Below are 7,974 nucleotides of genomic sequence, written 5' to 3' on the forward strand. Positions count from 1 at the left end.
GCTCGCGAAAGCGGTGTATCAGCCAGTAAATTTATTGCTGAACCACCGCATTCGCGAGCAAGCCCGCTCCCACATTAGATTGTCTTTATAGTGAGATTTGTGTCTCTTTATTGAGATTGCATAACGCCCAATGCCACCATTTTTTTGTACAGGGTCGATCTGCCCAGCCCCAACCGCTTGGCCGCCTCTACCACATTGCCTTCACAGGCCTTGAGTGCCGCCGCAATCACCTGCCGATCAAAGCGCTCCCGCGCCGCTGCAAACGTCTCGCCCTCGACTGATTCCACCCGCCCACGGGCCACCGGGCTGAACGTGCCGATCGCCGCACGAATTTCCTCGGCATCCAGCACCAGGTCATCACTCAACAACGCCGCGCGCTCCAGCACGTTGCGCAGCTCACGGATATTGCCTGGCCACGCATGCTGCGCCAGCAACGCCAAGGCTTCGCGGTCCAGCTCATGCTGGCTGCGCAGCTCTTCAAGAATCGCTTCGCTCAACGCCGGGATATCCTCCAGCCGCTCACGCAATGGTGGCACCTGGATCGGCAGCACGTTCAAGCGGTAATACAAATCCGCCCTGAATTCGCCGCGTTTGATCGCCGCTTCCAGGTCCATGGACGTGGCGGCAATCACCCGTACGTCGCTGTGCACCATCTCGTTGGAGCCCACCGGTTCGTATTCCTTTTCCTGCAACACGCGCAGCAGCTTGCTTTGCAGCGGCAGCGGCATGTCGCCGATTTCATCGAGGAACAGCGTGCCGCCCTGGGCGATCTGCAACTTGCCGGGGCGGCCTTTGCGGTCGGCACCGGTGAAGGCGCCCGGTGCAGTGCCGAAGAACTCGGCTTCGAGCAGGTCGCCGGGAATGGCCGCGCTGTTGATGCTGACAAACGCCTTATGGGCGCGCGTTGATGCGCCATGGATGGCCTGGGCCAACAGCTCTTTACCGGTGCCGGTCTCACCCAGCAGCAACACTGGCGACTCGGCACTCGCACTGCGCCGCGCCCGGCGTTTGACTTCCAGGCTGGCCGCGCTGGTGCCGATAAAATGCGCGAAGTTGTATTTGCTCTGGCGTGAACGCAACAGCGAACGGGTGGAGGCCAGCTCCTGCTGCATGCTCAGGTAGCGCTCGATCAGCGGCGACAAGTTGCGCAGCTCATCAAACAGCGCAAACCCGATCGCGCCGATCACCGCGCCTGCGTCATCGTGGATCGGCAGGCGCATCACCACCAAGGGGCCTTTGGGTGTGTCCTGGATATCCAGCAGAATCGGCTGGTCGTTGCGCACCACTTGGCGTAACAGGCTATTGGAAATCACCTGCTCGCACGGCTGGCCGATGGCTTCATCCGCGCTTTTAAGGCCGAAACGCTTGGCGTAGCGCTCGTTCATCCACACGATATTCGCGTCGCGATCGACAATCACCGTGCCTTCGCTGGACTGCTCGATGATCTCGAACAGCGACTGGATGGCCAGGCCGCGAACCTGCTGGTAGTCCTTGAGGCTGTCGCTGATGTTCATATTTATGCCGTCAACACCAATGGAGGGTGGAGTCGCGATCCTGTGGGAGCGGGTTTGCTCGCGAAAGCGGTGTATCAGTGCCGGATGTATTGGCTGACACGCCGCCTTCGCGAGCAAGCCCGCTCCCACAGGGGAGAGAGTGCTCCTACAAGGGAATGTGCGCCGCAGCCAGCAGCTCTTTGGTGTAAGGATGTTGCGGCGCGTCGAACACCACATGGCTTGCGCCGCGCTCCACCACCTTGCCGTCCTTGATCACGATCATGTCGTGGGCCATGGCCCGCACCACCGCCAGGTCGTGGCTGATAAACAGATAGGTCAGGCCGTATTTTTCCTGCAGTTCACGCAACAGCGCCACCACTTGTTTCTGCACGGTGCGGTCGAGGGCCGAGGTCGGCTCGTCCAGCAGCATCAGTGCCGGCTTAAGCACCAGGGCGCGGGCGATGGCGATGCGCTGGCGTTGGCCGCCGGAAAACTCATGGGGGTAACGGTGGCGGCTTTCGGGGTCGAGCCCCACATCCTTGAGCACCTGGACCACTTGCGCATCACGCTCGGCCAGGCTGCAGGGCGCATGCACTTCCAGGCCCTCGCTGATGATCTGCTGCACCGACATGCGCGGGCTGAGGCTGCCGAACGGGTCCTGGAACACCACCTGCATCTGCTTGCGCCATGGGCGCATCTGCTGGTTGTTCAGCGGGTCGAGGGCTTCGCCCTGAAAACGGATGCTGCCGGTGGAATCGAGCAAGCGCAGGATGGCCTGGCCGAGGGTGGATTTGCCCGAGCCGGACTCGCCGACAATCCCCAGGGTCTTGCCACGTTGCACGCTAAGGCTGATGCCGTCGACTGCGCGCAGCCAGGTTTTGCGCCTGAACAGCCCGCCGCCGAGGGGGAATTGCACGCTCAGGTCGTCAACTTGCAACACGGTTTCGCGTTCATCACTGCACAGCGCATCGCCAGCGGGTTCCGCATCCAGCAGCAAGCGGCTGTACGGGTGTTGCGGCGCCGTGAACAGCGTCTCGCAGTCGGCCTGCTCGACAATCTCCCCGGCGCGCATCACGCACACGCGCTGGGCAATGCTGCGCACCAGGTTGAGGTCATGGCTGATCAGCAGCAGCGACATGCCCAGGCGTTGTTGCAAGGACTTGAGCAGCAGCAGGATCTTGCGTTGCACGGTCACGTCCAGCGCGGTGGTGGGTTCGTCGGCAATCAGCAGTTCCGGCTCGCAGGCCAGGGCCATGGCGATCATCACTCGCTGGCGCTGGCCGCCGGAGAGTTGATGCGGGTAAGCCTTGAGGCGCTCCTGGGGTTTCTGGATGCCCACCAGTTCGAGCAGTTCCAGAATGCGCGCCTGCGCCGCCTTGCCACCCAGGCCCTTGTGCAGCAGCAGGGTTTCGCCGATCTGCTTTTCGATGCTGTGCAGCGGGTTGAGCGAGGTCATCGGCTCCTGGAAGATCATCGCAATGCGGTTGCCGCGCAGCTTTTGCAAGGTGGCCGCCGAGGCGCCGATCAGCTCCTGGCCGCGATATTTCACCGAGCCGGTGGTGTGCGTGCCAGCCTCGGGCAGCAATTGCAGAATCGAATGGGCGGTCACCGACTTGCCCGAACCCGACTCGCCGACCAATGCCAGGCATTCTCCAGGGCGCACGTCCAGGCACAGTTTGCTCACCACGGTCTGGCCGTTGAAGGCGACGCAAAGGTCGCGGATCTCGATCAGGTTCATACGCAATTACTCATGAGCGTGGGTCGAAGGCATCACGCAATGCCTCGCCGATAAAAACCAGCAGCGACAGGATCAGCGCCAGGGTGAAAAACGCCGTCAGGCCCAGCCAGGGTGCTTGCAGGTTCTGCTTGCCCTGGGCGATCAGCTCGCCCAGGGACGCACTGCCGGCGGGCATGCCGAAACCGAGAAAATCCAGGGCGCTCAGGGTCGAAATCGCCCCGGTCAGGATAAACGGCAGGTAGCTCAAAGTGGCGGTCATGGCATTGGGCAGGATATGCCGGCGAATGATCTTGCCGTCACCCAGGCCCAAGGCGCGCGCAGCCTTGACGTATTCCAGGTTGCGCCCGCGCAGGAACTCGGCGCGCACCACGTCCACCAGGGCCAGCCAGGAAAACAGCGCCATGATCCCCAGCAGCCACCAGAAATTTGGCTCGACAAAACCGGACAAAATGATCAGCAGGTACAGCACCGGTAACCCGGACCATACTTCGAGGATGCGCTGGCCGAGCAGGTCGACCCAGCCGCCGTAGTAACCCTGCAACGCGCCGGCGGCAATGCCGATGGCGGCACTGATGGCGGTGAGCGCCAGGGCAAACAGGATCGACACCCGTGCGCCAAAGATCACGCGCGCCAGCACATCGCGGGATTGATCATCGGTGCCCAGCCAGTTCACCGTCGAGGGCGGGCTGGGGGCAGGGCGGGTCAGTTCGTAGTTGGGCGTGTCATCGCTGAACGGGATCGGCGGGAACAACATCCAGCCGCCGTCCTGCTTGATCAGCTTTTGCACGTAGTCACTGCGGTAGTCGGCCTGGAAGGGCAGCTGGCCGCCGAACTGCTGCTCGGTGTAGCGCTTGAACACCGGGAAATACAGTTCGTTCTTGAAGCTCAGTACCAAAGGTTTGTCATTGGCGATCAACTCGCCGCCCAGGGTCAGGATAAACAGGCCGATAAACAGCCACAGCGACCACCAACCGCGGCGGTTCTTCTTGAAGCGCTCGAAACGTCGACGGGCCACCGGAGACAGATTAAGCATCAGGCATTCCTCGCGGCGAAGTCGATACGCGGGTCCACCAGGGTGTAGCAGAGGTCACCGATGAGTTTTATCAAGAGCCCGAACAGGGTGAAGATAAACAACGAACCAAAGACCACCGGGTAGTCACGCGACACGGCGGCTTCGTAACTCATGCGGCCCAGGCCATCGAGGGAAAAGATCACCTCGATCAGCAGGGAACCGGCAAAAAACACGCTGATAAAGGCCTGGGGAATCCCCGAGATCACCAGCAGCATGGCGTTGCGAAACACATGGCCGTAGAGCACACGCCGTTCACTCAAACCCTTGGCGCGGGCGGTGACCACGTATTGGCGCGTGATTTCATTGAGGAATGAGTTTTTGGTGAGGATGGTCAGCGTGGCGAAACCGCCGATCACCAACGCGGTGACGGGCAACACCAGGTGCCAGAAGTAGTCGGCAATTTTGCCGATTGTGCTGAGTTCGTCGAAGTTCTCCGAGACCAGCCCGCGCACCGGGAACCAGTTCAGCGAAGTGCCACCGGCGAACAGCACGATCAGGAACATCGCAAACAGGAAGGCCGGCATGGCATAGCCGATGACAATTGCGGTGCTGCTCCACACGTCAAAGCTGCTGCCGTGGCGCACGGCCTTGCGAATCCCCAAGGGGATCGACACCAGATAGGTGATCAAGGTGGCCCATAAACCGAGGGAAATGGTCACCGGCATTTTTTCCAGAATCAGGTCTATCACGCTTTTGCCGCGAAAGAAGCTGTTGCCGAAGTCCAGCTGGGCATAGTTCTTGAGCATCAGCCACAGGCGTTCCGGCGCGGGCTTGTCGAAGCCGTACTGTTTTTCGATGTCCTTGATCAATTTGGGGTCCAGGCCACGGCTGGCGCGCGAGCCGTTGACGGCTTCGCCGCCACCACCACCGATACCGCCGCCACCGATGCCTTGCAGGTGGGCAATGGCTTGTTCCACCGGGCCGCCGGGCGCGGCCTGCACGATCACGAAGTTGACAAGCAGGATGATCACCAGCGTGGGGATGATCAGCAGCAGGCGCCGCACGATATAGGCAAACATCAGCGCGTTCCTCCGCGTTTTTTCAACTCGGCGTTCATCTGTTCATTGGTCAGTGGTGTGGGGCTGATTTCCCACCAGGTTTCCAGCGCTTCGTCGTTCTTGGCCTCGATGGCCGGGCGGCCGAAGCGGTTCCACCACGCGGCCGAGGTGCCGGGTGGGTAGTAGTTGGGGATCCACAGGTAGTTCCATTGCAGCACGCGGTCCAGCGCATGCGCATAGGTGAGCATCTGCGCCTGGGTGTTGGCTTTGACCAGCCCGCTGATCAGGGTGTCGACGGCGGGGTCTTTAAGCACCATGTAGTTGTTCGCGCCTGGGTCGTAGGCGGCCTGCGAGCCGAAATAGTTGTACAGCTCCATACCTGGCGAGGTGGTGACCGGGAAGCCGATCACGATCATGTCGTAATCACGCGCCATCAAGCGGTTAACGTACTGCGAAGAGTCGATGCGGCGGATATTCAGGGTGATGCCGATCTGCGCCAGGTTGCGTTTGTACGGCAGCAACAGGCGTTCCAGGCCGGCCTGGGCATTGAGGAAGGTGAACTCCAGCGGCTCGCCGTCGGCGTTGACCAGCTTGTCGCCCTTGGGTTTCCAGCCGGCGGCTTCCAGCAGCGCCAGGGCTTGCAGCTGTTTGTCACGGATCATGCCGCTGCCGTCGGTGACCGGCGCCTTGAACACCTGGGTGAACACTTCGTCCGGCACTTGGCCGCGCAGTGGCTCAAGAATCGCCAGTTCCTCTGGGGTCGGCGGTTGGCTAGCGGCCAGCGGGCTGTTGGAGAAGAAGCTCTGTTGGCGGATGTACATATTGCGCATCATCTGCCGGTTGGCCCATTCGAAGTCCCACAGCATCGCCAGCGCCTGGCGCACGCGGCGGTCCTTGAACATCGGCTTTTGCACGTTGAACACATAGCCCTGGGCCGGTTGCGGCATCTCTTTGGCTAAGTGCGCACGTTGCAGGCGGCCATCGTCGAGGGCCGGGCCGTTGTAGCCGATAGAGTAGCCGGTGGCGGAGAACTCGCGGTTGAAGTCATAGGCGCCGCCGCGCAGCACCTGGCGGGCCACCTCGGTGTCGCCGAAGTACTCCAGGCTCAGGTGATCGAAGTTGTACAGGCCACGGCTGACGGGCAAGTCCTTGCCCCACCAGTCGGGGTCGCGGGTGAAGGTGATGGTGCTGCCGGAGTCGATCTTGCTGATTTTGTACGGGCCGCTGCCCAGCGGTGCTTCGTAGCCGCCACCGTTGGCGAAGTCGCGGGTTTTCCACCAATGCTCGGGGAACACCGGCAGGGTGGCGATATCCAGGGGCAGGGTGCGGTTTTCATTGCTGGAAAAGTCGAAGCGCACCTGGCGCTCGCCTTCGACTTCGACGTGCTTGACGTCGGCAAACAGCGTGCGAAAGCGCAGGCTGCCTTGGGTCATTAGCAGGTCGAAGCTGTAGCGCACGTCTTCGGCGGTGATCGGCGTGCCATCGGCAAAGCGTGCCTTGGGGTTGAGGTAGAAGCGCAGTGACAGGCCGTCGTCGGCGCGTTCCATTTTTTCGGCGACCAGTCCGTAGACGGTGTAGGGCTCATCCAGGGAGCGCTGGGCCAGCGGGGCGTAGAGCCAGCCGTCGACCTGGGAGACTCCGATGCCTTTGTCTATGTACGGCAACACATGGTCGAAGCGCCCGATTTCGATGGCTGAGCGTCGCAGGCTGCCGCCTTTGGGGGCGCTGGGGTTGGCGTAGTCGAAATGAGTGAAGCCGGTGGGGTACTTGGCCGGCTCGCCGTATACCGTAAGGTAGGCTTGCGGGGCCGCGATCACGGCGGTGCTGGCCAGTAGCAGGGCCAGGGTGGAGCTGAAGAGTTTTGTGGAAAAAACCAATCGCATTATCAGCCTTGAGCGCCGGGTGAATAGTAATAGGGATTTGTACGTTAACGGCTTATGGGGTGCCCGTCACCTGATGCACAACGGCCCACCAAAAGGCGGGCCGTTGTTTATAGCATCAGTGCAGACAGGATCAGTCCTGGCGGCTGGTGACTTCCAGCAGGTGGTAGCCGAACTGGGTTTTTACCGGGCCTTGCACGGTGTTGACCGGGGCGCTGAAGACGACGGTGTCGAATTCCTTGACCATCTGGCCTGGGCCGAACGAACCCAGGTCACCGCCTTGACGGCTGGATGGGCAGCTGGAGTTGGCTTTGGCGATTTCTGCGAAATCGGCGCCGCCTTCGATCTGGGCCTTGAGTTCGTTGCACTTGTCTTCGGAGGAAACGAGGATGTGGCGGGCGGTGGCTTTGGCCATGGGGGTAACTCCTTGAAGTAAAAAGGGTGAGCCTACCGGATTCAGGCGGTTTTTTGTTGGCAAAGTTCCATCTTGTGGTGGGTTGGGGTGATTGAGTACATATCCGTTGCTGCGGTAACGGCTAACCCGGCGTCCTGCCGGGTTAGCCACGGATTCAAGCCTGCGTTCGGCCATCGTGGTTAACGGGGCGTCTCAGATCAAAAGCAGATTAAGATCAAAATCTACAGCACGGCGGCCTGAAAGCCGACCTGAGTGGTTGAAGCAAAAGCCAGATCAATTGCAAATCAAAAGCCTGTCTAGCTGATGCAACTGGGTCTAAATGTGGGAGCGGGCTTGCTCGCGAATGCGGTGGGTCAGTGACAGATGAATCAACTGACC

Annotated in this window: 6 protein-coding genes; all 6 read right to left on the reverse strand. The window is 61.1% G+C overall.

What is annotated here, in order from left to right; all coding sequences use genetic code 11:
• Window positions 1–107: 107 nt before the first annotated feature.
• Window positions 108–1,514, reverse strand: coding sequence for a sigma-54 interaction domain-containing protein (locus tag ACTD9P_RS28810; RefSeq protein WP_438870311.1), 1,407 nt, complete (start codon window positions 1,512–1,514; stop codon window positions 108–110).
• Between the two features lie 145 nt (window positions 1,515–1,659).
• Window positions 1,660–3,231 carry an ABC transporter ATP-binding protein gene (locus tag ACTD9P_RS28815; protein ID WP_200433916.1) on the reverse strand — a complete coding sequence of 524 codons (1,572 nt, stop codon included), beginning with the start codon at window positions 3,229–3,231 and terminating at the stop codon, window positions 1,660–1,662.
• A 10-nt stretch (window positions 3,232–3,241) separates the two neighbouring features.
• Complete coding sequence (locus ACTD9P_RS28820) at window positions 3,242–4,264, reverse strand: ABC transporter permease (RefSeq protein ID WP_056859498.1); 1,023 nt, start codon at window positions 4,262–4,264, stop codon at window positions 3,242–3,244.
• The gene (locus tag ACTD9P_RS28825; RefSeq protein ID WP_438870312.1) at window positions 4,264–5,322 is read right to left on the reverse strand and encodes a microcin C ABC transporter permease YejB; all 1,059 of its coding nucleotides are present in this window, start codon (window positions 5,320–5,322) and stop codon (window positions 4,264–4,266) included. Before ACTD9P_RS28825 ends, ACTD9P_RS28820 begins: the two co-directional genes overlap by 1 nt.
• A complete protein-coding gene (locus tag ACTD9P_RS28830; RefSeq protein ID WP_438870313.1) occupies window positions 5,322–7,184 on the reverse strand; it encodes an extracellular solute-binding protein in 1,863 nt (620 codons plus the stop codon). The genes ACTD9P_RS28825 and ACTD9P_RS28830 overlap by 1 nt, the downstream gene beginning before the upstream one ends.
• 130 nt (window positions 7,185–7,314) lie before the next feature.
• Complete coding sequence (locus tag ACTD9P_RS28835) at window positions 7,315–7,596, reverse strand: peptidylprolyl isomerase (protein WP_003417019.1); 282 nt, start codon at window positions 7,594–7,596, stop codon at window positions 7,315–7,317.
• Window positions 7,597–7,974: the final 378 nt, after the last annotated feature.

The sequence above is a fragment of the Pseudomonas onubensis genome, assembly GCF_965653655.1.
Taxonomy (GTDB): domain Bacteria; phylum Pseudomonadota; class Gammaproteobacteria; order Pseudomonadales; family Pseudomonadaceae; genus Aquipseudomonas.

Excerpts from the sequence above, each read along its gene's own strand:
- ACTD9P_RS28835 (WP_003417019.1), bottom strand. The coding sequence starts at position 7,596 with ATGGCCAAAGCCACCGCCCGCCACATCCTCGTTTCCTCCGAAGACAAG.
- ACTD9P_RS28830 (WP_438870313.1), bottom strand. The coding sequence starts at position 7,184 with ATGCGATTGGTTTTTTCCACAAAACTCTTCAGCTCCACCCTGGCCCTG.
- ACTD9P_RS28810 (WP_438870311.1), bottom strand. The coding sequence starts at position 1,514 with ATGAACATCAGCGACAGCCTCAAGGACTACCAGCAGGTTCGCGGCCTG.
- ACTD9P_RS28825 (WP_438870312.1), bottom strand. The coding sequence starts at position 5,322 with ATGTTTGCCTATATCGTGCGGCGCCTGCTGCTGATCATCCCCACGCTG.
- ACTD9P_RS28820 (WP_056859498.1), bottom strand. The coding sequence starts at position 4,264 with ATGCTTAATCTGTCTCCGGTGGCCCGTCGACGTTTCGAGCGCTTCAAG.
- ACTD9P_RS28815 (WP_200433916.1), bottom strand. The coding sequence starts at position 3,231 with ATGAACCTGATCGAGATCCGCGACCTTTGCGTCGCCTTCAACGGCCAG.